The organism is Colwellia sp. MB02u-10, assembly GCF_014077185.1.
GTDB lineage: Bacteria > Pseudomonadota > Gammaproteobacteria > Enterobacterales > Alteromonadaceae > Cognaticolwellia.
This window is the reverse complement of the sequence record NZ_JACGVK010000021.1, coordinates 1-350: the sequence shown is the minus strand read 5'-3', so window position 1 is coordinate 350 and position 350 is coordinate 1. Positions and strand designations below refer to the sequence as shown.

Genomic DNA, 350 nt, shown 5'->3' with positions numbered 1-350 from the left:
CTACAACGTTGATAGGTTGGGTGTGTAAGGACTGCGAGGTCTTGAGCTAACCAATACTAATTACCCGTGAGGCTTAACCATACAACACCCAAGTGGTTTTAAGTTGTGTGCTGTTTGACATAGTAGAATTGCATAGGAATATGCAACATCACGTACATGAGTGATGAATAAGAGAAACCAAGAAAAAGTAACACAAAACGTATTTATACATCAGTGAGACAAGTCTCATTGATACAGCTTTTTAGATTGTACCCTTTTTGTCTAGCGACAATAGCGACATGGCCCCACCTGATCCCATTCCGAACTCAGAAGTGAAACGTGTTAGCGCCGATGGTAGTGTGGGAGTTCCC

Annotated in this window: 2 rRNA genes; both read left to right on the top strand. The window is 42.3% G+C overall.

From position 1 onward, the window contains the following. A 23S ribosomal RNA gene (locus tag H4J59_RS19725) occupies window positions 1-81 on the top strand; the annotation flags it as partial. Between the two features lie 179 nt (window positions 82-260). Then, a 5S ribosomal RNA gene (gene rrf, locus H4J59_RS19720) occupies window positions 261-350 on the top strand; the annotation flags it as partial.